Annotated in this window: 27 protein-coding genes, 1 tRNA gene and 1 riboswitch; of the genes, 21 read left to right on the top strand and 7 right to left on the bottom strand. The window is 56.9% G+C overall.

What is annotated here, in order from left to right:
* The first annotated feature begins 64 nt into the window (after positions 1-64).
* From ACEW72_RS07230 to ACEW72_RS07180, 11 genes are all read left to right on the top strand, one after another.
* On the top strand, positions 65-937 hold the full coding sequence (locus ACEW72_RS07230) for a glycine--tRNA ligase subunit alpha (RefSeq protein WP_373475708.1): 873 nt from the start codon (positions 65-67) through the stop codon (positions 935-937).
* Between the two features lie 146 nt (positions 938-1,083).
* The gene (locus ACEW72_RS07225; RefSeq protein WP_373475707.1) at positions 1,084-1,464 is read left to right on the top strand and encodes an endonuclease domain-containing protein; all 381 of its coding nucleotides are present in this window, start codon (positions 1,084-1,086) and stop codon (positions 1,462-1,464) included.
* Positions 1,461-3,617, top strand: coding sequence for a glycine--tRNA ligase subunit beta (gene glyS, locus ACEW72_RS07220; protein WP_373475706.1), 2,157 nt, complete (start codon positions 1,461-1,463; stop codon positions 3,615-3,617). Before ACEW72_RS07225 ends, glyS begins: the two co-directional genes overlap by 4 nt.
* A 95-nt stretch (positions 3,618-3,712) precedes the next feature.
* Complete coding sequence (locus ACEW72_RS07215; RefSeq protein ID WP_373475705.1) at positions 3,713-4,240, top strand: cytochrome b/b6 domain-containing protein; 528 nt, start codon at positions 3,713-3,715, stop codon at positions 4,238-4,240.
* Positions 4,241-4,332: 92 nt separating this feature from the next.
* Positions 4,333-6,993 carry a pyruvate, phosphate dikinase gene (ppdK, locus tag ACEW72_RS07210; protein ID WP_373475704.1) on the top strand — a complete coding sequence of 887 codons (2,661 nt, stop codon included), beginning with the start codon at positions 4,333-4,335 and terminating at the stop codon, positions 6,991-6,993.
* Between the two features lie 49 nt (positions 6,994-7,042).
* Positions 7,043-7,119, top strand: a tRNA-Arg gene (locus ACEW72_RS07205).
* Positions 7,120-7,230: 111 nt separating this feature from the next.
* Positions 7,231-7,914 (top strand): 7-cyano-7-deazaguanine synthase QueC, encoded by a 684-nt coding sequence (queC, locus tag ACEW72_RS07200; protein WP_373475703.1) that lies wholly within the window; start codon positions 7,231-7,233, stop codon positions 7,912-7,914.
* Complete coding sequence (queE, locus tag ACEW72_RS07195) at positions 7,911-8,549, top strand: 7-carboxy-7-deazaguanine synthase (protein WP_373475702.1); 639 nt, start codon at positions 7,911-7,913, stop codon at positions 8,547-8,549. Before queC ends, queE begins: the two co-directional genes overlap by 4 nt.
* Positions 8,550-8,626: 77 nt before the next feature.
* Positions 8,627-8,986, top strand: a complete 360-nt coding sequence (locus ACEW72_RS07190; RefSeq protein WP_373475701.1) for a hypothetical protein — start codon at positions 8,627-8,629, stop codon at positions 8,984-8,986.
* A 35-nt stretch (positions 8,987-9,021) separates the two neighbouring features.
* Entirely contained in the window at positions 9,022-10,368 is a 1,347-nt protein-coding gene (locus ACEW72_RS07185) for a TldD/PmbA family protein (RefSeq protein ID WP_373475700.1), read from the top strand.
* A gap of 22 nt (positions 10,369-10,390) precedes the next feature.
* The gene (locus tag ACEW72_RS07180) at positions 10,391-11,158 is read left to right on the top strand and encodes a 3'(2'),5'-bisphosphate nucleotidase CysQ (protein ID WP_373475699.1); all 768 of its coding nucleotides are present in this window, start codon (positions 10,391-10,393) and stop codon (positions 11,156-11,158) included.
* A 77-nt stretch (positions 11,159-11,235) separates the two neighbouring features.
* On the opposite strand, the gene ACEW72_RS07175 is transcribed toward ACEW72_RS07180, so the two are convergent.
* The 4 genes from ACEW72_RS07175 to crtY form a co-directional block, all read right to left on the bottom strand.
* Positions 11,236-12,183 (bottom strand): phytoene/squalene synthase family protein, encoded by a 948-nt coding sequence (locus tag ACEW72_RS07175; RefSeq protein WP_373475698.1) that lies wholly within the window; start codon positions 12,181-12,183, stop codon positions 11,236-11,238.
* Positions 12,184-12,323: 140 nt separating this feature from the next.
* A complete protein-coding gene (locus ACEW72_RS07170) occupies positions 12,324-12,905 on the bottom strand; it encodes a TIGR00730 family Rossman fold protein (RefSeq protein ID WP_373475697.1) in 582 nt (193 codons plus the stop codon).
* The gene (locus tag ACEW72_RS07165; RefSeq protein WP_373475696.1) at positions 12,902-14,386 is read right to left on the bottom strand and encodes a phytoene desaturase; all 1,485 of its coding nucleotides are present in this window, start codon (positions 14,384-14,386) and stop codon (positions 12,902-12,904) included. The genes ACEW72_RS07170 and ACEW72_RS07165 overlap by 4 nt, the downstream gene beginning before the upstream one ends.
* Complete coding sequence (gene crtY / locus ACEW72_RS07160; RefSeq protein ID WP_373475695.1) at positions 14,383-15,549, bottom strand: lycopene beta-cyclase CrtY; 1,167 nt, start codon at positions 15,547-15,549, stop codon at positions 14,383-14,385. Before crtY ends, ACEW72_RS07165 begins: the two co-directional genes overlap by 4 nt.
* A 106-nt stretch (positions 15,550-15,655) precedes the next feature.
* Between crtY and ACEW72_RS07155 the strand changes: the two genes are divergently transcribed.
* The 6 genes from ACEW72_RS07155 (at position 15,656) to ACEW72_RS07130 (ending at position 20,082) form a co-directional block, all read left to right on the top strand.
* Positions 15,656-16,405, top strand: a complete 750-nt coding sequence (locus ACEW72_RS07155; protein WP_373475694.1) for a ParA family protein — start codon at positions 15,656-15,658, stop codon at positions 16,403-16,405.
* A 36-nt stretch (positions 16,406-16,441) separates the two neighbouring features.
* The gene (locus tag ACEW72_RS07150; RefSeq protein ID WP_373475693.1) at positions 16,442-17,503 is read left to right on the top strand and encodes an MBL fold metallo-hydrolase; all 1,062 of its coding nucleotides are present in this window, start codon (positions 16,442-16,444) and stop codon (positions 17,501-17,503) included.
* A gap of 20 nt (positions 17,504-17,523) precedes the next feature.
* Positions 17,524-18,273, top strand: a complete 750-nt coding sequence (locus ACEW72_RS07145; RefSeq protein WP_373475692.1) for a sterol desaturase family protein — start codon at positions 17,524-17,526, stop codon at positions 18,271-18,273.
* Positions 18,230-18,658 (top strand): DUF2141 domain-containing protein, encoded by a 429-nt coding sequence (locus ACEW72_RS07140; RefSeq protein ID WP_373475691.1) that lies wholly within the window; start codon positions 18,230-18,232, stop codon positions 18,656-18,658. The genes ACEW72_RS07145 and ACEW72_RS07140 overlap by 44 nt, the downstream gene beginning before the upstream one ends.
* 77 nt (positions 18,659-18,735) lie before the next feature.
* Positions 18,736-19,614, top strand: a complete 879-nt coding sequence (locus ACEW72_RS07135; RefSeq protein ID WP_373475690.1) for a MipA/OmpV family protein — start codon at positions 18,736-18,738, stop codon at positions 19,612-19,614.
* Positions 19,615-19,683: 69 nt separating this feature from the next.
* Complete coding sequence (locus ACEW72_RS07130; protein ID WP_373475689.1) at positions 19,684-20,082, top strand: hypothetical protein; 399 nt, start codon at positions 19,684-19,686, stop codon at positions 20,080-20,082.
* Positions 20,083-20,104: 22 nt separating this feature from the next.
* Here the strand turns inward: ACEW72_RS07130 and ACEW72_RS07125 are convergent, their stop codons facing one another.
* The 3 genes from ACEW72_RS07125 to ACEW72_RS07115 form a co-directional block, all read right to left on the bottom strand.
* Positions 20,105-21,856: a flotillin family protein gene (locus ACEW72_RS07125; protein WP_373475688.1), complete on the bottom strand. Its 1,752-nt coding sequence runs from the start codon at positions 21,854-21,856 to the stop codon at positions 20,105-20,107.
* Positions 21,857-21,860: 4 nt separating this feature from the next.
* Positions 21,861-22,496, bottom strand: coding sequence for a YqiJ family protein (locus tag ACEW72_RS07120; protein ID WP_373475687.1), 636 nt, complete (start codon positions 22,494-22,496; stop codon positions 21,861-21,863).
* A gap of 103 nt (positions 22,497-22,599) precedes the next feature.
* Positions 22,600-23,460 carry an MBL fold metallo-hydrolase gene (locus ACEW72_RS07115; protein ID WP_373475686.1) on the bottom strand — a complete coding sequence of 287 codons (861 nt, stop codon included), beginning with the start codon at positions 23,458-23,460 and terminating at the stop codon, positions 22,600-22,602.
* Between the two features lie 65 nt (positions 23,461-23,525).
* Here ACEW72_RS07115 and ACEW72_RS07110 point away from each other — a divergent pair, with 65 nt between their 5' ends.
* The 4 genes from ACEW72_RS07110 to ACEW72_RS07095 all read left to right on the top strand — a co-directional run.
* The gene (locus ACEW72_RS07110; protein WP_373475685.1) at positions 23,526-23,858 is read left to right on the top strand and encodes an ArsR/SmtB family transcription factor; all 333 of its coding nucleotides are present in this window, start codon (positions 23,526-23,528) and stop codon (positions 23,856-23,858) included.
* The gene (locus ACEW72_RS07105) at positions 23,855-24,388 is read left to right on the top strand and encodes a rhodanese family protein (RefSeq protein WP_373475684.1); all 534 of its coding nucleotides are present in this window, start codon (positions 23,855-23,857) and stop codon (positions 24,386-24,388) included. Before ACEW72_RS07110 ends, ACEW72_RS07105 begins: the two co-directional genes overlap by 4 nt.
* A 1-nt stretch (position 24,389) precedes the next feature.
* Positions 24,390-25,151 carry a sulfite exporter TauE/SafE family protein gene (locus ACEW72_RS07100; RefSeq protein WP_373475683.1) on the top strand — a complete coding sequence of 254 codons (762 nt, stop codon included), beginning with the start codon at positions 24,390-24,392 and terminating at the stop codon, positions 25,149-25,151.
* Positions 25,152-25,173: 22 nt separating this feature from the next.
* A riboswitch (TPP riboswitch) is annotated at positions 25,174-25,279 on the top strand.
* Positions 25,280-25,315: 36 nt separating this feature from the next.
* Positions 25,316-25,929 (top strand): phosphomethylpyrimidine synthase ThiC (locus ACEW72_RS07095; RefSeq protein WP_373475682.1); only part of this gene is annotated, 614 nt, incomplete at its 3' end.

The following is a 25,929-nucleotide window of genomic DNA, read 5'->3' as shown; positions in this document are numbered from 1 at the left end:
ACAAAATATCGATGCTGTGGCTAGAATCTTGATTTCGCGCCTTATCTCCGCCAATGGGCTGCCCATGTCAGACGCGACGCCATTAAGTTTTCAGGACCTGATCCTCACCCTCCATGATTATTGGGGGAAGCAGGGCTGCATTATATTGCAGCCTTACGATATGCGCGTCGGCGCCGGGACTTTCCATCCCGCAACGACGTTACGCGCACTCGGGCCCGACAGCTGGAACGCCGCTTATGTCCAGCCCAGCCGGCGCCCGACTGATGGTCGCTATGGCGAAAACCCGAACAGGCTTCAGCATTATTACCAGTATCAGGTGATCATGAAGCCAAGCCCGGCGAATCTGCAGGACCTGTATCTCGGTTCGCTGGATGCGATTGGTATTGACCCGCTGAAGCATGACATCCGCTTTGTCGAAGATGACTGGGAAAGCCCTACGCTCGGTGCATGGGGCCTTGGCTGGGAAGTCTGGTGCGACGGCATGGAGGTCACGCAGTTTACTTATTTCCAGCAGATGGGCGGCTTCGACTGCAAGCCGGTCGCTGGCGAATTGACCTATGGGCTGGAGCGGCTGGCCATGTATATTCAGGGCGTCGACAGTGTCTACGACCTGAAGTTCAACAATCATGGCGTAACCTACGGCGATGTTTTCCATAAAAACGAGGTCGAGTTTTCTACCTATAATTTCGAAGTGGCGGACACTGCGGCGCTGTTCGACGGCTTCGCCAAAGCCGAGGCGGAATGCCAGCGCTGCATCGCTGCGAATATCCCGCTCGCGGCATATGATCAGGCCATCGAGGCCAGCCATTTGTTCAACCTGCTGCAGGCGCGCGGCGTGATTTCCGTGCAGGAACGCGCATCCTATATGGGCCGCGTCCGCGACCTTGCAAAAGGCAGTTGTCAGGCGTGGATGGAAAAGAACGGGTGGGCGGCATGATGACCGATTCACTAAATCCTCCCCGGAACGGGGAGGGGGAGTTTGCAAAACTGTGCTCCCAGCACAGTTTCGTTTTGCCGGGGGCAAAACGACGCAAACTCGCGAAGCGTGGTGGAGGGGGCTCACAGTCTCTAAAACGCCCTGTCGTGTACAGCGCCCGTAAACTTCGTCGTGAAATGAGCCTGCCTGAGGTTTTGCTTTGGGAGCAATTGCGTGCTGGCAAACAGGGCATCAAATACCGCAGGCAGCATCCTATTGGTCCCTATATCGCTGATTTTTACTGTAGCGCAGCTAGGCTGGTAATCGAGATTGATGGAGAGGCGCGTGACCGCGGCAATCGTCCGGAACGCGACGTTGCTCGAGATGCTGCCATGCGGACTGCAGGATATGAAATTCTTCGGTTCGCTGCTGCAGATGTCCTGAAGAATATGGAAGCTGTTATACTGACAATTCGCGCTGCGGCTGAGAGCCCCCTCCACCGTGCAAGCACGGTCCCCCTCCCCGCAAGCGGGGAGGATTTGGTATGACTGACTTTCTGCTCGAACTGCTCTCCGAAGAAATTCCGGCGCGGATGCAGGTCAAGGCCAAGGAAGATCTGGCGCGGCTGTTCAACGATGCGCTGGCCAAGGCGGGTCTGAAGGCGGAATCGGTTGAGGCGTTCGCTACGCCGCGCCGTCTCGCGCTGATTGCCAAGGGTCTGCCGCTGGCGACCGAAGCTGTATCTGAAGAAACAAAGGGTCCCAAAGTCGGTGCGCCGCCGCAGGCGATGGAAGGTTTCCTCCGCAAGACTGGCCTGACACAGGATCAGCTGGTCGAGCGCGACGGCATTTATTTCGCGGTGGTTGAAAAGCCGGGACGCAAAACCGCTGATGTTTTGGGCGAAGCCATCCCTGCGATCATTCGCGCTTTTCCTTGGCCGAAGTCGCAGCGCTGGGGCGCCGCGTCGGCAAGCACCGAGAGCCTGCGCTGGGTCCGACCTTTGCAGGGCATCGTCGCTTTGCTGGGCGACGAGGTAGTACCGTGTGAAATCGACGGTATCGTAAGCGGCGCGGCAACAATGGGTCACCGTTTCCATCACAAAGGCCCAATCACTATCGGCAATGCCGGTGATTACATCGAGAAACTGCGCGCGTGCCATGTGATCGTCCACTTCTCAGAACGCTGCGCGATCATCCGCGATGGTGCGAAGGCGGCGGCCGAGGCGGCGGGCCTGACGCTGGTCGAGGATGAAGGGTTGGTCACCGAAAATGCCGGGCTGACCGAATGGCCGGTACCGATGCTGGGGCGTTTTGATCCGTCCTTTCTGGAAGTGCCGCAAGAAGTCATCCAGCTTACCGCGCGGGTGAACCAGAAATATTTCGTCTGCCATGATGCAAATGGCAAGCTCGCCAACGCTTTTGTCTGCACCGCGAACATCGTCGCGAATGACGGCGGCGCGGCGATTGTTGCGGGCAACGAAAAGGTGCTTGCGGCGCGCCTGTCCGATGCGAAATTCTTTTGGGAACAGGATCTGAAGGTCGCGCTGGACGATCAAGCTAAGAAACTTTCGAAGATTGTTTTCCATGAAAAACTGGGCACACTGCTTGATCGGTGTGCTCGCATGGGTGAATTGGCGGGAACGATTGAATATGATCGCGCGCCGCTCGCCAACGAAGATGGCTACTCTAATGACCCTGATAGGTTGAGTCATGCCGCCAAATTGAGCAAAGCAGATTTAGTTACTTCGCTTGTTGGTGAGTTCCCTGAACTGCAGGGAGTGGTGGGAAGATATATCGCTCAAGCGCAGAATCTTCCTAAACAACTGGCCGTCGCCATAGAACAGCATTATCAGCCGCTCGGAGCTAACGACGTTGTGCCAGTACAATCAACCTCTGTCTATTTGGCACTAGCCGAAAAAATTGACACGCTGATCGGCTTCTTTGGAATCAATGAAAAGCCCACTGGATCGAAGGATCCGTTCGCACTTCGGCGCGCGGCGCTCGGTGTGTTGCGTATTGTTATTGAACATCAAATCAGGGTTCCTTTGCTCCAGATTTTCTCGAATGCGAGGGATATTTATGCGGAACACGGCGTGGAACTACCAAATGAGAATGTGTCGCCGGAACTTCTTACCTTCTTCGCTGACCGCCTCAAAGTTCAACAACGCGAGGCTGGCGTCCGGCATGACCTGATCGACGCGGTGTTTGCGCTTGGTGGGGAGGATGACCTTGTCCGCCTGCTTGCGCGGGTGAAGGCTTTGCAGGCTTTTGTTGCGACGGACGAAGGTGTGAACCTTTTGGCCGGTTATAAACGCGCGGCGAATATTTTGAAGCAATCCTCCCCGGACCGGGGAGGTGGCGGCGCAGCCGACGGAGGGGGCTCTCCGCTTGCCACGTCACCTGATGCTGAGGCCCCCCTCCAATACCCTTCGGGCGGTCCCCCTCCCCATGCCGGGGAGGAGCTTGCCCTCCTCGCCGCCCTCGACACCGCCGAGCTCAAAGCAGCCACCGCCATCGATGCCGAGGATTTCGAAGGCGCCATGGCGGCTTTGGCCAGCTTGCGTGCCCCAATCGATGCGTTTTTCGAAGGCGTGATGGTCAACGATCCCGATCCGGCCGTTCGTGCCTTCCGGCTTGGCCTACTCGCGCGATTCAGGGATGCGGTGCACCGCGTCGCCGATTTCTCCAAAATCGAAGGCTGAACCCGCCCCTAACTATTTGCCGGCATTGATCTCGATCAATGTCCTTATAACCGAATGCGCGTTTGGTGGGTTACGTCTCCAAAGGAACCCCCATCATGTCCGTCATGCACCGCATCCGCATTTTTCATGCATTCCTCGCGCTCCTCGTTCTTACCTCCTATTTTTCGGCAGAAATGGGGTTAATCCACGCATGGCTTGGATATGGAGTCGCAGTGCTCATACTCGTTCGTCTTATCTGGGCCTTGAGCGGCGCACCGCAATTGGGACTGGAGCGTTTCTACCCTTCGTTCAAAGACATGCGCCTGAAAGGGTTCATGACCCATCCCGCGATCAGCCGGACTTTGCTGGCAGGCATCGCCATTACCGTCATCGGAGCAACCGGTACCGGTGTGATGATGGACAATGGCCGCGCGCTGCAGCCGACATCGCTGAGTTCCTTCACATTTTCAGGCGAAAGTGAAGAACGGGAAGAGGCTGGAGGAGAAAGCGAAACCGAAGACGTCTATGAAGAGTTGCATGAATTATTGGCCAATCTCGCGATCGCTTTTGTGATATCTCATGTCGTATATCTGGTCTCTTTCAAACGTCCGCTGGCGCGTTTCATGCTTTTTGCGAACAAATAGCCGAAATAACCACCTTCTGCACTTGACTCTAACGTGCTGCACTGCACTACGACGCGCATGTAATTTGGCCAACAAAAGAGGGCGGCTGCGACATGACCCAATATGTGTTTCGTTTCGGTGGTGGCGTTTCGGATGGTGATGAAACTGTTCGCGGCAACAAGAATCTACTCGGCGGCAAGGGCGCGAACCTCGACGGCATGGCCTCGATCGGCCTGCCTGTCCCTCCGGGTTTCACGATCACGACCGAAATGTGCACGGCCTATTATGTCAATGGCCAGACCTTCCCCGACAGCGTCCGTGCCGAAGTCGCCAATGGTATCGCGCATATCGAGGCGGTGACTGGCAAAGTTTTTGGCGATCCAGCCAATCCGCTCCTGGTCTCTGTCCGATCAGGCGCGCGGGTGTCGATGCCGGGCATGATGGACACCGTTCTCAACCTCGGCCTGAACGACATCACCGTCGAAGGGCTTGCCGCCTCGTCGGGTGACGCTCGATTTGCGTGGGATAGCTATCGCCGGTTCATCCAGATGTACGCCGATGTCGTGCTCGAACTTGATCATGGCGCGTTCGAGGAAGCCCTCGAAGTCGCGAAAGAAGATCAGGGCTATTATCTCGACACCGAACTATCCGCAGACGATCTCAGGGCTTTGGTTGCCGAATATAAACGGCTGGTGGAAGCCGAATGGGGCAAGCCATTCCCGCAGGATGTGCATGACCAGTTATGGGGCGCGGTCGGTGCCGTATTCGGTTCATGGGAATCGGATCGGGCCAAGGTTTATCGCCGACTGAACAATATCCCCGGCGATTGGGGCACTGCCGTCAATGTGCAGGCAATGGTCTTCGGCAATATGGGCGATACGTCGGCGACCGGAGTGGCTTTTACCCGCGACCCAGCAACCGGCGAGAACGCTTATTATGGCGAGTTCCTGATCAACGCGCAGGGCGAAGATGTGGTTGCCGGCATCCGGACGCCACAATATCTGACCAAGACCGCGCGCGAACGGGCAGGGGCCAAGCCGCTGTCGATGGAAGAAGCGATGCCCGAAGTTTACGGAGAACTCGCAAACGTTTTCAACATCCTCGAAACCCATTATCGCGACATGCAGGACATCGAGTTCACGGTGGAGCGCGAGAAGCTGTGGATGCTGCAAACCCGTTCGGGCAAGCGCACCGCAAAGGCTGCGCTGAAGATTGCGGTCGATATGGCCGAGGCAGGAATGATTACCAAGCAAGAAGCGGTGCTTCGCGTTGACCCGATGGCGCTCGACCAGCTGCTGCACCCGACGCTCGATCCCAATGCCACCCGCGATGTGCTGACGTCCGGCCTGCCAGCATCGCCTGGTGCGGCGTCGGGCAAGATCGTGTTCGATGCCGATACGGCAGAACAGCATGACGCCATGGGCGAAGCAGTCATTCTGGTGCGCATCGAAACCTCGCCTGAAGATATTCACGGCATGCATGCGGCCAAGGGCATCCTGACCGCACGCGGCGGCATGACCAGCCACGCAGCGGTCGTCGCGCGCGGCATGGGGCGTCCTTGCGTTTCTGGCGCAGGCACACTCATCATCGATGCCAAGGCCAAGACCTTACGCATCGGCAGCCGGCATTTGGGCGAAGGCGATATCATCACCATCGACGGCACCAGTGGCGAAGTGATGGCAGGGGCGGTGCCCACGTTGCAGCCCGAACTGGTTGGCGATTTCGGCACGCTCATGGTGTGGGCCGACGCAGGCCGCCGGATGAAAGTCCGTGCCAATGCGGAAACCCCGTTAGATGCACAGACTGCGCGTGATTTCGGCGCGGAAGGCATTGGCCTATGCCGCACCGAGCATATGTTCTTTGATGCTGCGCGCATTACCGCAGTGCGCCAGATGATTCTGGCCGATGACGAAAAGGGCCGCCGTGCCGCGCTCGACAAATTGCTGCCCGAACAGCGCAAGGACTTTGCGGCAATCTTTGAAGTGATGGCCGGATTACCCGTCACGATCCGCCTGCTCGATCCGCCGCTGCATGAATTCCTGCCGCACGAGGAATCGGAATTTGCCGATGTTGCGGAGGCTGCCGGTGTCGGTATCGAAGTGCTGAAGCAACGCGCCGCCGAACTGCATGAAGTCAACCCGATGCTGGGCCATCGCGGTTGCCGCTTGGGCGTCACTTATCCTGAAATCTACGAAATGCAGGCGCGTGCGATATTCGAGGCGGCTTGCAGCCTTGCGGTAGCGCCTGTGCCCGAAATCATGATTCCGCTGGTCGGCACCCGCCGCGAACTGGAGCTGATGAAGGACGTCGTCGACAAGGCGGCTGAGGCTGTCTTCACCGAACAGGGCAAGCGTATCGAGTATCTGGTCGGAACAATGATCGAACTACCCCGCGCCGCTTTGATGGCTGACGAAATCGCCGAGGTAGGCGCGTTCTTTAGTTTCGGCACCAACGACCTCACGCAAACCACGCTGGGCGTATCGCGCGATGACGCCGCGCGCTTCCTGACGCATTATGTCGACAAGGGCATCTACGCCCGCGACCCGTTCGTCAGTCTTGATATCGAAGGCGTTGGCCAGCTGATCGAAATCGCGGCGACCAAGGGCCGTGCTACACGACCCGACATCAAACTCGGCATCTGCGGCGAACATGGCGGTGACCCCGCATCGATTGCCTTTTGCGAAAGCATCGGCCTCGATTATGTATCTGCCTCGCCATATCGCGTTCCCATCGCCCGATTGGCAGCGGCGCAGGCGGCCTTGGCAAAAGGTTAGAAAAGGGGTTGCGCCCGCTGTAATCCCCTTCTAATAGCGGCGCTCCAGTGCACCCGTAGCTCAGCTGGATAGAGCATCAGACTACGAATCTGAGGGCCGGGCGTTCGAATCGCTCCGGGTGCACCATTTTCCTCTCTCTGCCTAGTTCCGTTCTTATCGAGCGCAGTCGAGAGGCCGTTACGGCATGCGCTAATACGGGGTCTCGACTTCGCTCGATACGAACGGCTATGGGAAAGCATGACCGCAAACGCCAAATCCGCCATCGTCCTTCTGTCCGGAGGCCTAGATTCCATGGTCGTTGCCGGGCAGGCAAAGGAAGCTGGCTATGACCTGATTGCTCTGACGATTGATTATAATCAACGCCATCGCATCGAGCTTGAATCCGCCGCGAAGATTGCGAACCACTTAAGCGCTATCGAACATATTATCCTGCCGCTGGACCTTACGCGCTTCGGCGGCTCTGCGCTTACCGCTGATATTGATGTACCCAAGGATGGCGTCGAAGAAAATGCGATACCGGTGACCTATGTCCCGGCGCGAAACACCATTTTTCTGTCGCTATGCCTTGGACTTGCCGAAGCGCGCGGTGCCCGCGATCTTTGGATTGGCGTGAATGCGCTGGATTATTCCGGTTATCCCGACTGTCGCCCCGACTTCATCCGCGCGTTCGAGGCGATGGCAAATCTCGCGACCAAGGCTGGTGTTGAAGGCGACCATTTCACCGTTCACACGCCATTGCTGCATATGAGCAAGGCGGACATCGCGACCGAAGCGGCGCGGCTGGGTCTGGATGCGGGGATGAGCTGGTCCTGCTATGATCCGACACCTGACAACAAAGCATGCGGACAGTGCGACAGCTGCCGTCTGCGTGCCAAGGGTTTTGCCGACGCAGGGCTGGTCGATCCGACCGTTTACGCATGAGCTACGCGGTCAAAGAGATTTTCCTGACGTTGCAGGGTGAGGGCGTTCACGCGGGACGCCGCGCGGTGTTCCTGCGCTTCACCGGATGCAATTTGTGGACAGGTCGCGAAGAAGACCGTGCCAGCGCGGTTTGCCAGTTCTGCGACACCGATTTCGTCGGCATGGATGGTGAAAATGGCGGTCGATATTCCGCCGATGATCTGGCGGCGAAGGTAGAATCACTGTGGGGCGAGTGGCGGTCGGACCGTTACGTTGTGCTGACCGGAGGGGAGCCGATGTTGCAAGTCGATGATGCCCTTGTCGATGCCTTGCACGCGCATGGGTTTACTGTTGCAATTGAAAGCAACGGCACAATCGCCACCCATCCCAGAATTGACTGGGTCTGCATCAGCCCCAAAGCCGGTTCCGATGTGGTGCAGCGCCGGGGAGATGAATTGAAACTTGTCTGGCCACAAAAGGGCAGTGAACCTGATTCGATGGAAAGCTGGAATTTCGGTAGTTTTCTGCTGCAACCGATGGATTCCGGAAATGCTGCCGCGAACCAGGCCAACGTTATCGCGGCGACCGAATTTGTCATGGCGCACCCGAAATGGCGCTTATCCTTGCAAAATCACAAGATTTTGGGCCTGCCATGAAAGTTGGTAAATAAGCTTGAAAATATGTCAGCAAGGTGACAGTCTCCTCCCCGGAGAGTAAAAAGGGGAGAGCGGTTATGGCAAAAGCCGAGCACGCGAAAATGGTATCGCACAAGAGCTATTCCAAACGCATGTCCGACAATGTCGCGTTTGCGCTGGTTATTTATACATTGATGTTGATTTTTGTGGTCACGCCTTCGATGGAATCAGAGGGTACGTCGATATTTCCTTATTTCATGCTGGTCGTTTTTGTCGGCTTGGTCATTTCGCCATGTCATGGTCTGGAACGCCGTTGGCAGTCCTTGCAAAACAATGCCTCAGGCGATGGGATGCTCGATTCCCGTTTTAACTTTGACCGTGCCATTTTATGGTGCGGTGCGATTGGCATTCCGGTGATTATTGCGGCCATTTGCTATGCCATTAAGTCGGTCGCCTGATTGACGCTTTTCGCCCCCGCGCCTAAGCGGGGTCTATGTTAAATCCGAACGAAGCGCTCGACCGGGCGAAAAATCTTGTTTCCCAAGCTATCAAGGCCGGCGCAGATTGCGCCGATGCTGTCTATGTGTGCGATGCCTCCACTGAAGTTCAAGTCAGGTTAGGCGCGCTGGAAGATGTGGCGCGTTCCGAAGGGGAAGATATCGGCCTTCGTGTTTTTGTCGGGCAACGATCTGCGACAATTTCGTCGTCCAACATGAACTCTGCGATTTTGGCAAATCTGGTCACCCGCGCCATCGATATGGCGAAAGAAGCGCCTGAAGACCAATATGCAGGGCTGGCCCCCCAGGACCGTTTGATGAACGGTGATGTGCCTGACCTTGATGTTGATGACGGACAAGATCCCGATCCGGCATTTTTACGCGCCGCCGCATTGGAATGCGAAGATGCCGCACGCTCAGTTGCCGGTGTCACCAACAGTGAAGGCGCAGGAGCCAGCGCGGCCCGATCAATTTTTGCGCTTGCGACCAGCCACGGTTTTTCCGGTGTTAAATCCTCCACCGGCTATGGCTTGTCCGCCAGCGTGCTGGCCGGCGAAGGCGATGCCAAAGAGCGCGATTATGACTGGCGCTCGGCACGACATCTGGCCGATCTCGATAGCGCTGTCGCTATCGGCACACGGGCGGGTGAACGGGCCGTTCGCCGTGTCAATCCCGGTACGATCAAAAGCGGGACGATGCCCGTCATTTTCGACCCGAGGGTGGGAACCTCGCTCGTGGGTCATTTGCTCGGCGCAATCTCGGGATCGTCTATTGCGCGAAAAACCAGCTTTTTGCTTGAGGCCAATGGAACGCAATTATTCGACAGCAGTATATCGGTCATCGATGATCCCTTGCGTCACAGAGGTCTGTCCAGCCGTGCTTTTGATGGCGAAGGGTTGCCCACCGCAAGGCGGGCGATCATCGAAAACGGTGCGTTGACGGGCTGGCTGATGGAAAGCGCATCAGCGCGTCAGCTTGGCTTGCAACCTACCGGCCATGCCAGCCGCGGGGTCAGCGGTGCGCCGGGGGTCAGCACATCCAATGTGCATCTGGATGGAGGCACAGTTCCTGTTGCCGAACTTGTCGCTGATATAAAGTATGGCGTTTATGTGCATGAACTGGCCGGGCAGGGCGTAAATCTGGTGACCGGCGATTACAGCCGTGGTGCCGCCGGATTCCTGATTGTCGACGGTGAAATCACTGGGCCAGTGAGCGAATTTACAATCGCGGGTAATCTGAAAGAAATGTTTGCGGCAATGGTTGCCGCAGATGATCTGGAATTCATCCGCAGCAGCAACGTACCGACCTTGCGTATCGACGGGATGATGATCGCGAGTGCCTGAACGGCGGTTAGATCGTTCTGCCGTGGTCGCAGCCGTGGAAGAAGCGGGCGTTCTGGCGATGACACGCTGGCGCGCAGGTGCAACGCCCGACACCCGCATTTGGGCAAAGAGTAACGATACACCGGTCAGCGAAATCGACATGGAAGTCGATGTCCTATTGAAAGAGCGGCTGACCAAGATTTTGCCCGACGCAGCATGGCTTTCTGAGGAAACCGTCGACAATGCCGCGCGGCTGGATGCGCGCTTGCTGTGGCTTGTCGACCCCATAGATGGAACGCGGGATTACATTCGCGGGCGTGACGGCTGGTGCGTGTCTGTCGCGCTGGTGGCGGATGGCCAGCCGATTTTTGCGATTATGGCCGCGCCCGCGCAACAGAAATTATGGGTTGCGGCACGCGGCGAAGGCGTGACTTGCAATGGTGATCGGCTGACCTCAAGCGCGCGGCAGGATTTCGCCGGCGCGCGCGTTCCTGCCGACGAATTGCCGAAAATCGACCATGATCTTGTCAGAGTTACCAAACCGAATAGCATCGCGATGCGAATGACTATGGTGGCATGCGACCGCGCCGATTTGGTGGCCACGTTGCACTGGGGCCATGAATGGGACGTTGCGGCGGCACATCTTGTTGCGCAAGAGGCGGGTGCCGTCGTGACTGACGCTTTTGGGCATCCTTTAATCTATAACAAGCGTGACCCGAGGGACTTCGGCCTTATTTGCTGCGCGCCGGGGATTCATACGGCCGCTGTCGGGCGGCTGGAGGACAGGGCGCGCAAATTCAGAATCGCGTGACGCCAGGAGTATCGGGAAAAACTAGGCGAACTCTGCGCCTTCGTGCGAATTATATTTCGACGGGGGCAGGTCGAAGGCTAGTTTTTTGCCCGTGTCCACAAACCGCGTCTGTCCATAGGGCGCGGATTATTCGCCACGGCATCGGCGAAGGCCGTTTTCACCCAACGAAACTTCTCCGGTCTGCTGGTGTATATCCGATGGTCCCATGCCTTTGAACCCGCGCGTCGCACCTGTCGTGCGATATCTCCATATATTCCTGCGGCCGACAATACTGCCCAACGTGCGCGAAAGGGAAGGGCAATCGCCCCCACGCGCGCAGACGCCTCATATTGCTCCGCCTCGTCAGCAAGCCAGCGTCCGATCAGCGCGAGTTTCTTGCGGTTATGCGGCCGCATATGTTCACCCGGGCTAATGTCGAGTGTCGCCAGCCAGTCGTCCGGAAGATAACAGCGTCCTGCGGCATCATCTTCGGCAATATCGCGGGCAATATTGGCGAGTTGAAACGCCAGGCCAAGGTCGCAGGCGCGGTCCAGCGTCGCTTCCTCGTCGGGTGAAACACCCATCACCACCGCCATCATAACGCCCACGGCACCGGCGACATGGTAACAATAACGATATAAATCTGTCTCCCGACGCGGATGCCAGTCCGCGGCGTCGAGCGCGAATCCTTCAATAACGTCATTCGCCATTTTAGAGGTCAAGCCACATTCCCGCGCCACCACGCCAAGGCAATCAAAAGCAGGTTCTCCCGTTGGTTCTCCGGCCATCGCCTTTGCCGTCAAATCACGAATGACCGTGAGCCGTTCCATCGGATCGTCCACCACCGCCATCGCGCCGCCATGATCCTGCCCATCGGCCATATCATCGCATTTGCGGCACCAGGCATAAAGCAGCCACACCCGCTCCCGTGTAGTCCGGTCAAACAGGCGGCTGGCAAAACGAAAGGATTTGGAACCGCGCGATATGGAATCGCGGGCAAAGTCGACAAGGGTGGGGCGGTCTAGCCTCGAAGCCTCCACGTCCACCACCCTTTGTCATTCCCGCGAACGCGGGAATCCATGGTCCACCGTCGCTAATCCACCCATCCGTGCGATGGGCGGAAAGTTCAGACCATGGATTCCCGCGTTCGCGGGAATGACTATGTCAGTGGAAACAAGGGTGGCCTTCACAAATCTTCAGCCTTCATCGCAAAGATATTTTTGTGCGGCACGTAATTCGCCATTTTGGCGAGCAGCCCGTCCAATGTATCATCGACAAGCATAATTCCGGCGTGTTGCGGACGGATGAAACCGACGTCGATCATATTCCGGTTAAAGGCGATGAGATGATCGAAAAAACCCGCCACATTCAAGACACCTACCGGCTTGCTGTGGTAACCCAGTTGCGACCAGCTGATCGCTTCCCACAGTTCATCCATCGTGCCGACACCGCCCGGGATGGTGATGAAGCCATCAGAAAGGTCGGTAAAACGAGCCTTGCGTTCATGCATGCCGGACACGACGTGCAATTCCGTACAGCCCTTATGCGCGACTTCGGCGCCGACCAAAGCTTCGGGTATGATACCAATGACTTCGCCGCCGGCTTCTAGCGCGGCATCGGCAACCGCGCCCATCAGCCCCAGTCGCCCACCGCCATAAACAACGCCAATGCCGCGTTCGGCGAGTGCTTTGCCGACAGCCGCGGCTGCCATTATGTAAATGGAGTTGTCGGGCGTGGCTGAACCGCAATAGACGGCGATACGCTTCACTTATTGATATCCTCCAATATCAGCGCAGCCGTTGCCTTTGCACTGCCGACGACACCGGGAACTCCTGCACCTGGATGGGTACCAGCGCCGACGAAATAAAGATTGGGTATCACGTCATCACGGTTATGCGCACGCATATAGGCCGATTGCCATAGGACAGGTTCAAGGCTGAACGCGCTGCCAAGATGCGCGGACAGGTCGCGCCCGAAATCTGCAGGTGTGTAATGGAACTGCGTCATGATCCGTGACCGGATATCAGGGATAAGCCTCCGTTCAAGCTCGTCCAATATGCGCTCCGTCATCGCCTCACCCACATCGCCATCCCAGTCGAGCGGAGCCTTGCCCATATGCGCGACTGGCGCGAGGACGTAGAATGTCGAGCAACCTTCGGGTGCGAGACTGGGGTCCGTAACCGTTGGGTGATGCAGATAGAGCGAGAAATCCTTGGGCAAGACGCCATTTTTGTAAATGTCGTCCAGCAACCCTTTATAACGTGGACCAAAAAGGATCATGTGGTGCGGAATACCCGGCCACGTTCCTTTGATGCCCAGATGAAGCACGAACAGTGATGGTGACCAGCTTTTGCGGTTAAGCGATTTTGCGCCACGCTCGCCCCGCTTGTTGCCGGTAAGCAAATCCTTGTAGGTGTGCATCAGGTCGCCATTGGATGCAGCGACATCGCAGTCCATCCGCCAGCCGGATTTGGTCCGCACGCCAACGACCTTGTCGCCGCGCGTTTCGATTTCCTCAACTGGATCGCCCAAACGCAATGTTCCGCCCAGTCGTTCAAAATGCGTCACCATCGCGGCTACGAGGCGGTTGGTGCCGCCCTTGGCAAACCAGACGCCGCCCTCTTTTTCGATTGTATGGATCAGCGCGTAGATCGCGCTGGTCGACATCGGGTTTCCGCCGACCAAAAGCGTATGAAAGGACAGGGCTTCGCGCAGCTTTTCGTCTTTGACGTAAGATGAAACAATCGAATAGACCGAGCGCCACGCCTGATATTTCATAAGCGCAGGCGCCGCTTTGATCATCGACGCGAAATCGAGAAATGCTACAGAGCCGAGTTTCTGATAGCCTTCCTTGAACACACCCTTCGAATATTCAAGGAACTTGCGATAGCCTTCGACATCGTCGGGGTTCAGCTTTTCAATCTCTGCCTTCAGGCCCGGCGCGTCGTTGGAATAATCAAAATTGGTGCCATCGGCCCAATTGAGGCGGTAAAACGGGAAAACCGGCATAAGCTCGATGTCGTCGGCCATCTTGTGACCCGATACACTCCATAATTCTTCAAGGCAGGGCGGGTCGGTGATGACCGTCGGCCCGCCGTCAAAGATGAAGCCGTCCTTTTCCCAATAATAGCCGCGCCCGCCGGGCTTGTCCCGTGCTTCGATAATGGTCGTGGCGACGCCTGCGGATTGCAGGCGCATGGCAAGTGCCAGTCCGCCAAATCCGGCACCTATGATTGCTGCGGTTTTCATTTCTTTTTGCTCCGGATCGCGGTGATGGCTTTTCCGATTGGAATGGGCGGCTTGCCAGACAGTATGCGCGCCTTGTCACTAATCGTCGTCTTTCCCGCATAGAAGCGTTCGATCAATCCGGGCTTTAACCTGTAGAAGCGTTCGAGAATTTTGTAGCGATCCGTAACATCCGCGCCGCGGAACAGCATCCGGTTGAGCATGCGGTAGAATTTACCGCTCTGCCAATGTTCCTGTGCGCGTTGCCGCATGACCATGTTTAGCTTGTCGCCATCGAGATCGGGCTGTTCGGCAATGAAAATCGCATTGCGGACCGCATCGGGCAGGGAGTAACTGGTCACAGCCTGGAAAAAGGCACCGCGCGCGCCCGCTTTTGCTGTCCGTCCGCTACCGCTTGCCCAGTAATTTTCCAGATCGCCGCCCATGACAACGGGCAACACTCCATTTTCTTCGCGCAGGACGCGTTCGACTTTCCAGCCTTTGCTATCGGCGTATTCGGCAAGGCGTTGACGCAAACGACGCGGGTCGTGATTCGGTGTGTCGCTGTAATATGTGTCTTCGACAAATATCTTGTCCATGCCAAAGGGCAGGACATAGACAAAGCGATAGCCGTCATGCTGGTCGACCGTAGCGTCCATGACGATGGGCTTGGTCAGATTATGGGGTTCGGACAATTGCATCAGCTGGCCGGTGAATTTTTGCCAACCGCAATCAAGGTGGTGCAAGTCCCCAGCGCCGCGCACATCAATGACACCGCCTGCGTTAATTCGCTGCGCCCCGTCGAGCACGACGAGCCGGGGGGACACAGCCTTAACTTCACGGCCCAACATCATCGCCGAAGCAGGCAGGCTGTGCCGCAAAACCCAATCAAGCCGTTCGGATTCAATGGTGTAATAGATATTTTCGAGCGACCGGCTATGTGCAGGAAAGCGCACTTCGTATCCGGACCAGCCATAGGTAACGAGCGGCGCGGTGAGCCAGCGATGCTCGGGCAGTATGTCGCTCGCAAAATAGCTCCATAGATGGTTGCCGCCAAAGCTTTCGCCTTGTTCGATCAGCACGATTTTAAGTTCCGGCCGCATTTTGGCGAGCGCAAGCGCTATCAGCCCACCGGCAAGCCCGCCGCCGACGATCGCAAAATCAACTTTTATATTTTCCCGGTTCACTCTCCGGTTCTAGCGCAGGCATTTTACAAGGGAAAGCCTTGTACCAACGAAATACACAGCTTTCTGGGTGGTTGACATTTGGGGAAGGATTGGGAACCACGGCAAAATGGAAAATAACGCAAAAGTCATTGCTGTTTACAGCCTGAAAGGCGGAGTTGGCAAAACTACGCTAACAGTTAATTTGGCGGCGGAGGCGGCGTTGCGGCGGGGTAGGAAGGCCTTGCTTTGGGACCTTGATCCGCAATCAGCGGCCAGTTTCATTCTTGGCTATGACCCTGAAAAAAAATCGAAAGCGCGGTCGGTATTCGAACGGGATATTGAACCTGGAAAACTGATTGTGCCAACTGCCGTGGCAGGGCTCGACTTGCTTCCGGCGGATATTTCACTGCGCGGGCTGGACGGATTTTTCAATTCGCTGGGCAAGAAAAAGCGGCTGGCGAAGCTGGTTGAGGCGATCAGCGGAAAATATGACCGGATTTTTCTGGATTGTCCGCCGGGCCTGACCGAAACCAGCGAACAAATGATGCGCGCCGCCGATATCATCATTGTGCCGGTTATACCGTCGCCTCTGTCCCAGCGTGCGCTGGAGGATGTCGTGTCGCATCTTAAAGAACATCACAAGGGACACGCCCCCTTGCTGCCGGTTTTCTCGATGGTTGATCGCAGACGCAATCTGCACGTTGCCGCGCTGTCGGCCAATCCGGATTGGCCCCGAATTCCGATGGCGAGTGCGGTAGAAATGATGGCTGTGCATCGTTCTCCGGTGGGCGTTTTTGCCCATCGGTCCCCGGCGGGTGAAGCTTTCCAAATGCTTTCGGGGGCCATCGAGCGTAAGCTTGCCAAGTCGAAGGACTGAATTGGTCGTTTAGGTCTTGACCGTAAGGAACGGGATATGCGGAAAAAATGGCTTTGGGCACTGCTCGGTGGTGCAGCGTTGGCGGGTACGATCGGCTATGTGAAGCGCGACGCCATCGCCATGAATCTGCTCCATCGCGGCGCTGACGCCGCCATGGTCCGTAATGCGCTTGCGGATTTGCCGAAGGATCAACTGCATGTAGCCTTTTGCGGGACAGGCTCTCCGCTTCCCAGCCGAGACCGCGCGGCGGCGTGCACGGCGGTTATTGCGAACGGACGGATTTTCGTGTTCGATATGGGCGAAGGGTCAGGCGAGACCTTGTCGTTGATGGGCTTCCCGCTCGATAAGATCGAGGGCGTTTGGCTGACCCATTTGCACAGCGACCATTTTGAAGGGCTTGGCCCCTTCACCCTGCAACGATGGGCGGGAAGCAGTGCCGCTATTCCGCTCGCCGTCTACGGGCCGGAAGGCGTTTTGGAAATTACCGGGGGCTATAACGCGGTCTATCGCATCGATTCCACATATCGCATCGCCCATCATGGTGCAGATGTGGTGAAGCCTGCGGGCTTTGGCATGGTCGGAAAGGCAATCAACGCAGGGCCCGTTTATGATGACGGCGGGGTCCGGATTACCGCCTTTGCCGTAGACCACGATCCCATCAAGCCCGCCTTCGGTTACCGTATTGACTGGAAAGGCCGCAGCGTCGCCATCAGCGGCGATACCGCTTTCTCCCCGGCACTCGCGGCGGCAGCCAAAGGTACGGACCTATATGTCAGCGAACTTCTTTCGCCGCGCATGGTCAAGATTTTGGAGAACAGCGCCCGCAAGGCAGGCAACACCAATCGGGCTAAGATCTTCAGCGATATCCAGAATTACCATATCAGCCCCGAACAGGCCGCCGATGTCGCAAAAAGTGCTGGCGTTGGAATGCTCGCCTTCACGCATATCGTGCCGTCGGTGCCAAAGCCTTTGGAATTTGCGCTGACGGGCGAGGCATCGAAACATTTTTCCGGACCGATAAACATAATGCATGATGGCGATGTCATCAGCATTTCGGACAAGAATAAATTTGAAACTCAAAATTTGCTAAGTCGCTAAGTGCCGGAGTAAGGGGGGCTATGGAATATGCTCTCCCTGTGCTGCTGTCTGCGTTGGCAATGACTCTGATCGTCGGCGTCCGCTATCTGGTGGTCAGCGGAGCGTTCGCCTGGGCGACGCGGGTCAGGCACCCGAATCTGTATGCCGGGCTCGAACCGCAAATGCGTCGTGAAATTGGCTGGAGCCTTGCGAGTGCCGCCATTTACGGAATTCCGGCCGGAATCGTCGCCTGGGGCTGGGACAGTCAGGGATGGACTTTGATCTACCGGAATTGGGCGGACTATCCGCTGTGGTATGTGCCGTTGTCGATATTCCTCTATCTGTTCGCGCACGATAGCTGGTTTTACTGGACCCACCGGCTGATGCACCGCCCATGGTGGTTCAAAAAAGCGCATGCCGTCCATCATGAAAGCCGCCCGCCGACGGCATGGGCCGCGATGTCGTTCCACCCGTGGGAGGCTCTGACTGGCGCGCTTATTATCCCTATTCTTGTGTTCATCATTCCCATTCATGTTGGCGCAATTGGCGTTGTGCTCACTGTGATGACGGTTATGGGTGTAACCAACCACATGGGGTGGGAATTGTTCCCCAAGTTCATGGTTAACGGCAAATTAGGAAATTGGCTGATAACTGCAACGCATCACCAGAAACATCATGATGCATATCGGGGGAATTATGGGCTTTATTTCAGGTTTTGGGACAGGATTTGCGGCACAGACCTTGGTCTTGGCGATTGGGGTAGCGGCGCTGGTGCCCGGAACGGCACTTGACGCCACGTCGACAGCATCGACCTTGGATTTGAGTATTTATGGTTTGCGTAGCATGAAGGGCAATGTCCTTGTCTGTGTTACCGCGAATCCCAAATTCTTCCCAGATTGTAGCAAAGACCCCAAAAGCCATCGCGCCAAGGTCGCTGCACCCGATGCGGGTAATATTAGTTTTAAAGGTCTGGAGCAGGGCACTTACGCCGTTGCGCTGATTCATGATGAAAATGCGAATAGCAAAATGGATATGGCTATTTTCCTGCCCAAAGAAGGCTTCGGTTTCTCACGCAACCCAGTCATCGTGGCGGGACCACCCCGGTTCAAAGCTGCTGCATTCGCAATTGGAGCCGATGAAGTTAACCAGCGAGTGAAAATGAAATATATGCTTTGATAGTCGTCAATTCGCGTTGCATGGAACGAATTGTCAATTTGGCTTGTTTGTGGGTAAACCGCAAACAGGAGTATGTTATGAGTTTCGCCTTCACCCTTGCCAAGCTATCAGCATTGACGCTCGTCTGCTCGTCAGTGCCACTATATGCTCAGGCACCAGAGGCAGAAAGTTCGAAGGCCGATGCCCCCGATCGTGGTGTATTCGCCGGAGACTGGCTCACAATCGGGATCGGTGGTGGCTATGGGCCCAGCTACGAAGGGTCCGATGATTATATCCTTTTCCCTGCACCATTGGCGCAAGGAAGCATTGGCGGATTTGACTTCGGTGCGCGGGGCCCCGGTCTTTACGTCGATCTGGTTCGCGACACGAACGCTGAAGGAAATGTGAAATTCCTCGCCGGCCCCTTGGTTCGCGTTCGTACCGACCGCAATAACAATATTAAAGACTCAGTCGTCCGGTCGCTTGGCAAAAAGGATGTTGCCATCGAAATCGGCGCCACGGCGGGCGTGTCCTTTTCCAAAGTGCTTAATCCTTTTGACAGCTTGATGCTATCGACCGACATCCAGTGGGACGTGGCCAAAGCGCATCGCGGACGCCTCATTAGCCCTAACATCAGCTATTCCACGCCGCTATCCACCTCAATTTTCACGAGCCTCAGCCTGTCGGCAACCCATGTCGACGGCAATTATGCCGATACCTATTTCAGTATTGATGCTGCGGGCAGCGCCGCCAGTGGCCTGCCGACATTCGATGCCAAGGGTGGCTGGAAAAGCTATGGCGCATCCTTGCTTGGCGGTGTCGATCTGTCGGGTGATGCACGCGATGGGGGATGGTCTGTGTTCGGTCTGGCCAGCTATTCCCGTTTGACCGGTGATGCGAAACGGTCGCCCGTGACCTCGATCCGCGGCGATGCCGACCAATATTTTCTGGCGGCTGGCATCAGTTACACTTTTTAGGAAATACCGGCTTTAACCAGTTGGAAACGTTGATTGGGGTATGCGGCTTTCATAAAAAAGGGCGCGCATATGAACCATATTTCAAGTGAAAAATCTTCGGACGTCAACCCGTCGGTTGGATATAGCCGTGAAAGCAGGGCAAGTTGGATCGGTTCCAAACTTGCACAATCAACTGGTATCGGGGTCGATCAACTTGATGCGGTGCATAATTATATGTGGCTGCGTATTTTGCAAAACAATGCGGCAACGCCGACGACGGAAAATGAGGCCGACCACCTTGCGATGCACATCGTGAAACTGTCCCTGCTGGCAGAAAACGCCGCCGCTCAAGGCGGCCCAAAAGCCGCAATGGCCGCCGTAATGCAAGCGCGAGGGAGCGAAGTCGACCCGTTGCTGGCCCAAAACTTCCTGCGCCTCGCAAGCTCCTCCATATTCTGGATGGCTATGGATTCAGTGGGCGAAGCATAAGCTAACCAGACGCGCAGGCGAATTATACTTCCTGCTGGTCCTCGTCAGGCTCCTGAATTTTAGGTTTAACCGTTTTGCGGCTTTTGGGTTGAGGAAGAACGTCGCCTTCGTCCTCGTCATCGGCTTCAACGTCATTGCGGGACGCCTGATAGCCAGTGCCACCTGCAACCAGCTTATCAAGTGAAGAACCATCAAGCCCCAGTTCTTTCATCAAGCCATCAATCACGGGTGCTTGAGCGCGATAGGATAATGCCGCAGCAACCGCATCGGTCGCAAGATTGCCGCTGCTTCCGGTGCCGGATCCCCCACCACGGTTTCCGCTATTCTGGGTTATTCCATCGACCTGAACGATCTTGATCGAATCGATTGCTTCCAAAGGCTTGGCGGATTCGCGTATGACCTCGGGTAGGACCTTGAGCAGAGCCATTTTGGTCTGCAAAGAAATCTGGTTCGACGACAATATATTCGCAGCTTCGTTAATTGCGCGCTGACCCGCCGCTTCCACTTCAAACCGTATCCGCGATGCTTCTGCGCGAAGTTTTTCTGCATCTGCCTCACCTTCGGCAGCTACGCGCACAGCTTGCGCGCGGTTGGAAGCGGCTTCTTTCTCGGCCTCGGCCTCAACCCTTATGCCGATAGCCTGACGTTCAGCTTCTTTGGAGGCTTCGATCAATTCGATACGCTTGCCACGTTCAGCGATTTCTGTTTCGCGTGCGGTTATGACTTGTTCTTCGGCGGCGACCGCTTTGGCGCGGGCATCATCTGCGTCTGCCCGAGCCTGACTTTCTTCGCGCGACTTGTTCTGAACGGCGATCTGCTGTTCCTGCCGGGCTATCTCGAGCGACTGTTCCTGTGCGATCTGCGCTTCCTGCACCGCACGGTCGGCCTCGATTTGGGCAGAGTCTATCTGCTGCTTCGACTTGATTTGGGCATCCTGCGCCTCCTGATCCCGAAGCGCTTTTTCACGGGCAACTTCGGACGCCTGAGTGGCGCGGCGCATCTCGACTTCACGTTCCTGTTCCAGCCGAGCAAATTCGTTGTCCCGGCTGATTTCGAAAGACCTTTTGTCCGCCTCGAGGTTCTTGGTTTCAATCTGAACGCGGGTGTCCTGTTCAATGTCGTTGCGCGCTTTCTTGCGCAATTCGATCTGCTCGGTCAGCTTTGTCAGACCTTCTGCGTCGAAGGCATTGTTTGCATTGAAATGTTCGATCGACGTCTGATCGAGGCCAGTCAGCGAAACCGACTCCAATTCCAGTCCGTTCATGGCTAGATCGCTCGACGATGCTTGCTGCACCTTTTGAACAAAGTCAGCGCGCTGTTCATGCAGCTCGTTCATCGTCATCCCGGCAGCAACGGAGCGCAGCGCGTCAACGAATTTGCCTTCGACAAGGTCTTTCAGCAGCTCGGGCTGCATTGTGCGCAAACCCAAAGTCTGCGCGGCCATCGCCAGTGACTCGGCGTCAGGGCGCACACGGACATAGAATTCTGCCTTTACGTCAATCCGCAAGCGGTCGAGCGTAATGAGCGCATCGACATTGTTGCGCTCGACCGCGAGCCGGACGGTGTTCATGTTGACCGGCATGGTTTCGTGCAGCACGGGTAAAACGAGCGCGCCACCGTTCATCACTACTTTTTCGCCGCCAAGCCCGGTGCGGATAAAAGCGATTTCCTTTGTGGCCCGCTTGTACAGCCGGGTGATGACAAGACCAAAAACGATCAGCGTGACCAGCACCATGCCGACGTAAATCAGGGTCGAAATCAGATTCTCGGTCATTATTTTATCCTTCTAATCGAGGCAGATGCTGCCCGCCCTGTGATATTGCCTTAAACAGATCGCCGTCGCGCCGCACGAGCAACAGCTTCTCTCCGGAGTTAAACTGTTGTCCGTCATTGTCGGGTTCGACCATGACGAAATGCGGGTGACCATGGACATCGAGCACCTTGGCGCGGGCAGGGGAGCCGGGCTTTGCCGTCCCTGCGCCGAGTACGGCAAAGCGGCCGACGAGGCTGTCGATCGACACCGCCGTGGTTTCATCCTTGGGCATAATACGGCCCAGCGGTCGCGCCAGAATGGCTGTGGCGGGAACGCCGGCAAGCGCCGCCAGCGGACCCGACAGCCACGGTGCAAGCAGGGCGCCAGTTGCCCCTTGAATGATTTGCTGGCCGACAAAGCCGATCAGCATGAACAGTAACAGGAAGAGGGCGAGCCAGATCATCAACGGTAACCTTCCCAGACCCAGAAAACTGAGCAGACCGTTCGCGACGCCTGCTGCGTCAACACCACCATCCATGTCGCTGTCCAGATCGGGTGCAAAATCGGTTAGACCACTGAACTGTAGGATCATCAGGCCGATCAGCAGCACCCCTGCGCCCGCAAAAGGCAGGTTTCCATTAGCCAACCAAAATTCAAACAATTCAGATCCCTGTCGCGACGAAATGTAGCGAGAGGATATTGATGGACGGTCGAGATTCGGTCAATCGGAATCGGAAAGCCGGTGTCCGATTTTCGGACGACTGCTAAATCGCATTAACCGGTATACGGAAATAAACATGGCCACCCGGCGATGCAGGGGGCATCGCTCCGGCGCGGATGTTGACTTGCAACGATGGCAGGATGAGGAGAGGCGCTTCAAGCGTCTTGTCGCGGGCGTTACGCATTGCGACGAATTCGGATTCCGAAATACCGTCATTGACATGGATATTGGCCGCACGTTGTTCGGCAACGTTGGTTTCCCAGCGATAGTCGCTGCGTCCGGCAGGCAGATAGTCATGCCCGACAAATATCCGCGTCTCTGCCGGTAGGGACAGGATCTTGCGGATGGAACGGTAAAGGGTTTCGGCGCTGCCGCCTGGAAAATCGGCGCGGGCGGTGCCATAGTCCGGCATGAATAACGTATCTCCGACAAAGGCAGCATCGCCGATCATATAAGTCAGGCAGGCAGGCGTGTGCCCCGGGGTGTGCAGAACACGGATCGTGAGCGAACCCAATGGCAGGCTGTCTCCTTCAGCGACCAGCCGGTCAAACTGGCTGCCATCGGGGGTGACGTCGTCTGCCTCGAACAGGGTGGCAAATACGGTCTGGACCTGCGTGATATGGCTGCCGATCACAACCGGAGCGCCGGTGACATCGCGCAAATGATGCGCCGCCGACAGGTGGTCGGCATGGGCGTGCGTTTCCAGAAGATAGACGATGTCCAGCCCTTGCGCTTTTGCCGCAGACAGCAACGCGTCGGATGATGCCGTCGTCACCCGGCCATTACGCGGGGTGAAATCCAGCACGGGATCAATAATCGCCGCCTTTTTTGTCGCGGGGTCGTGGACAATATAGCTCACCGTATTTGTGGCGTTGTCGAAAAAGGCCTGAACAGCAGGTTGCATGAGTCGTCTCCTTATCCCTTTATATTAGCACTTGCTAAATTAGAATCAATGAATATAAATAAGCTATGTTTGACACTTCCCGTTTCGATCTCTCGCTGTTCGAGGAAAGCGCTGGCCGCGCTGCAGCCCTGCTCCGTTTGTTGAGCAACGAACGACGGCTCATGATCCTGTGCCAGTTGGCGGAAGGTGAATTGTCGGTCGGCGCGATCCAGTCGCGTGTAGGGCTATCGCAATCGGCGCTTTCGCAGCACCTTGCTTTGTTGCGCGAGGATGGCGTGGTGGCCACCCGCCGCGAACGCCAGACCATTTACTACAAAATCGTCGATCACGCAGCTTTGCGCGTCATCGAAACTCTTGCAGAGCTTTTCTGCCCTCCGGAATTAAGGACCAAATCATGACCACTGCCCTCCATAAACTTTCTCCGCGTAACGTGCAGGAACGGCTGAATGCCGGTAACGCGATCCTTGTCGACATACGTGAGAGCGATGAATTCGCGCGCAGCCATGTCAAAGGCGCGCAATCCTCGCCACTTTCGATTTGGGAGAAGGCGCATCTGAATGTTGATCCAGACACGGATGTTATTTTCACCTGCCGGTCGGGCATGCGGACGGCTGGAGCCTGCGACCGGTTAGCAGCGCGGGTGAAGGGTGAGGCCTATGTGCTTGATGGCGGGTTGGATGGATGGGCCAAGGCCGGTTTTCCAGTTGAAACCGACGCCGATGCGCCGATGGAAATCATGCGTCAGGTGCAAATTGCGGCCGGCTCGCTTGTGCTTTTTGGAGTCATACTTGGCTTTGTCCTCACGCCTGCTTGGTTTGTGCTGTCGGGCTTTGTCGGCGCAGGGCTTGTCTTTGCAGGGGTCAGCGGATTTTGCGGCATGGCACGGTTGCTCATGCTCGCCCCATGGAACCGCGTGAAAACCGTCTGACATGGCTGTTGAAACACTCCTTCTGGCAGGGTTGGGCGGGGCGCTTATCGGGCTTTTGCTTACTTTGTTTGGCGGGGGTGGCTCGGTGCTGGCTACACCTTGGTTGATCTATGTTGTCGGTTTGACCGATACCCATGCCGCCATCGGTACATCCGCCGCCGCCGTCGCCGTCAATGCCGCGACAGGTTTGGCGGCGCAGGCGCGGGCGGGGCGGGTCAAATGGCCTTGCGCCATAACCTTCGGGATTGCAGGTCTCGCCGGTACGCTGGTCGGGGCGCATTTTGCCAAACAGGTGGATGGCCAGGCGCTGCTCACATGGTTCGCCTTTGCGATGATCGCGATTGCCGTGTCGATGCTCGTGCCCAGAAAAAATGCAGGGGACCCGTCGGTCCGCCTTACTCCACTTATGGTTCTGAAACTGGCGCCCATTGGTTTGCTTGCAGGGCTGGCTGCGGGGTTTTTCGGGATTGGCGGCGGGTTTCTGATTGCGCCGGGTCTTATGGCCTCAACCGGCATGACACTCGCCAATGCCAGCGCGTCCTCGCTGGTGTCGGTCAGCCTGTTTGGGGGCGCGACCAGCCTGTCTTATGCCGCGTCGGGGCAACTGGTCTGGCCGTTGTTCGGCGCGTTGGTTGTTGGCGGGGCGGGGGGAACCCTGATTGCCCTGCCACTGGCAAAGGCGCTCGAAAGCCGCGTCGTGATGGCGCGGACGCTGTTTGCGCTGATGGTCATCGGCGTTGCGCTCTTCATCCTGCTGGACTGAATAGCATCTCTGCTCTATCACCCTCCCATCCCCGGGGAGTCGTGTGACTGAGAGGCAGGTGTTACGCCCTGCGACCCGCTGAACCTGATCCCGTTGACGCGGGCGTAGGGAGGGAGCGGCACCCGAAACCCGCGCTCTCCTTTTCGACATAATGGAGAGTAGACATGGCAGACATCCCCGCACGCACCGAAATAGGCGTTACCACCGGACCCATCCGTGGCAGCAAGAAAATCTATGTCGGCGAACGCCGCGTGGCCATGCGCGAAATCTACCTCGACCCAAGCTGCGACGACGCCCCTGTGCGCGTCTATGACCCGAGCGGGCCTTACACTGACTCCAACGCGCATATCGACATCAGCGCAGGCCTGCCTGAAATCCGCAGCCAGTGGATCCGCGAGCGCGGCGATGTCGAGGAAGTGTTGCAACGCGAAGTCCGCCCCGAGGACAATGGCCAGCTCGGCCCAGACCGCAGCGGCGGCGTGGCGCCATTCCCCAATGTCCGCAAGACCGTCCTGCGCGCCAAACCTGGGGCCAATGTCAGCCAGATGCATTATGCACGCCAAGGCATCATTACGCCCGAGATGGAATATGTCGCCGAACGCGAGAATCTAGGCCGCGCGCGCCTCGCCGAATATAAGCGCGACGGCGAAAGCTTTGGCGCGGAAATCCCCGATTACGTCACCCCCGAATTCGTCCGCGACGAAATCGCAAGGGGCCGCGCGATCATCCCCAATAACATCAACCACCCCGAGAGCGAACCGATGGCCATCGGCCGCAA

Source organism: Sphingorhabdus sp. (genome assembly GCF_041737645.1).
Lineage (GTDB): Bacteria > Pseudomonadota > Alphaproteobacteria > Sphingomonadales > Sphingomonadaceae > Sphingorhabdus_B.
The sequence above is the reverse complement of the archived record's forward strand: the minus strand, read 5'-3'. Positions and strand labels throughout refer to the sequence as shown.

Excerpts from the sequence above, each read along its gene's own strand:
- queE (WP_373475702.1), top strand. The coding sequence starts at position 7,911 with ATGAGCTACGCGGTCAAAGAGATTTTCCTGACGTTGCAGGGTGAGGGC.
- ACEW72_RS07165 (WP_373475696.1), bottom strand. The coding sequence starts at position 14,386 with ATGAAAACCGCAGCAATCATAGGTGCCGGATTTGGCGGACTGGCACTT.
- ACEW72_RS07155 (WP_373475694.1), top strand. The coding sequence starts at position 15,656 with ATGGAAAATAACGCAAAAGTCATTGCTGTTTACAGCCTGAAAGGCGGA.
- ACEW72_RS07215 (WP_373475705.1), top strand. The coding sequence starts at position 3,713 with ATGTCCGTCATGCACCGCATCCGCATTTTTCATGCATTCCTCGCGCTC.
- ACEW72_RS07145 (WP_373475692.1), top strand. The coding sequence starts at position 17,524 with ATGGAATATGCTCTCCCTGTGCTGCTGTCTGCGTTGGCAATGACTCTG.
- glyS (WP_373475706.1), top strand. The coding sequence starts at position 1,461 with ATGACTGACTTTCTGCTCGAACTGCTCTCCGAAGAAATTCCGGCGCGG.
- ACEW72_RS07125 (WP_373475688.1), bottom strand. The coding sequence starts at position 21,856 with ATGACCGAGAATCTGATTTCGACCCTGATTTACGTCGGCATGGTGCTG.
- queC (WP_373475703.1), top strand. The coding sequence starts at position 7,231 with ATGACCGCAAACGCCAAATCCGCCATCGTCCTTCTGTCCGGAGGCCTA.
- ACEW72_RS07130 (WP_373475689.1), top strand. The coding sequence starts at position 19,684 with ATGAACCATATTTCAAGTGAAAAATCTTCGGACGTCAACCCGTCGGTT.
- ACEW72_RS07230 (WP_373475708.1), top strand. The coding sequence starts at position 65 with ATGTCAGACGCGACGCCATTAAGTTTTCAGGACCTGATCCTCACCCTC.
- ACEW72_RS07110 (WP_373475685.1), top strand. The coding sequence starts at position 23,526 with ATGTTTGACACTTCCCGTTTCGATCTCTCGCTGTTCGAGGAAAGCGCT.
- ACEW72_RS07150 (WP_373475693.1), top strand. The coding sequence starts at position 16,442 with ATGCGGAAAAAATGGCTTTGGGCACTGCTCGGTGGTGCAGCGTTGGCG.
- ACEW72_RS07100 (WP_373475683.1), top strand. The coding sequence starts at position 24,390 with ATGGCTGTTGAAACACTCCTTCTGGCAGGGTTGGGCGGGGCGCTTATC.
- ACEW72_RS07190 (WP_373475701.1), top strand. The coding sequence starts at position 8,627 with ATGGCAAAAGCCGAGCACGCGAAAATGGTATCGCACAAGAGCTATTCC.
- ACEW72_RS07185 (WP_373475700.1), top strand. The coding sequence starts at position 9,022 with ATGTTAAATCCGAACGAAGCGCTCGACCGGGCGAAAAATCTTGTTTCC.
- ACEW72_RS07115 (WP_373475686.1), bottom strand. The coding sequence starts at position 23,460 with ATGCAACCTGCTGTTCAGGCCTTTTTCGACAACGCCACAAATACGGTG.
- ACEW72_RS07135 (WP_373475690.1), top strand. The coding sequence starts at position 18,736 with ATGAGTTTCGCCTTCACCCTTGCCAAGCTATCAGCATTGACGCTCGTC.
- ACEW72_RS07105 (WP_373475684.1), top strand. The coding sequence starts at position 23,855 with ATGACCACTGCCCTCCATAAACTTTCTCCGCGTAACGTGCAGGAACGG.
- ppdK (WP_373475704.1), top strand. The coding sequence starts at position 4,333 with ATGACCCAATATGTGTTTCGTTTCGGTGGTGGCGTTTCGGATGGTGAT.